At 46.5% G+C, this 228-nt stretch carries 1 protein-coding gene; it reads right to left on the reverse strand.

All coding sequences use genetic code 11. From position 1 onward, the window contains the following. A partial coding sequence (locus Q4563_RS23490) for an esterase-like activity of phytase family protein (RefSeq protein ID WP_303606264.1) occupies window positions 1–228 on the reverse strand: 228 nt, incomplete at both ends.

Genomic DNA, 228 nt, shown 5'->3' on the forward strand with positions numbered 1-228 from the left:
GATCCAGGTCTTCAATAATATAGACGGTGTTGGCATCAATCTCGGTTTGTCCTGCGTCCAGGTATTTTTGTTCCAGCACGCCGCTGGTTGACCAGGTTGCAAAGTCATCATCATTGATAACAGCAATGGTTGAATCGTTAATCAGCCACATGCCTTCAAGCTTGTCGTGCGGGTATTGAACTTCTGCCACCAAATCAACCAGGAAGGTTTTGGTAACCGGTGTAATGG

This window comes from Gilvimarinus sp. 1_MG-2023, assembly GCF_030548285.1.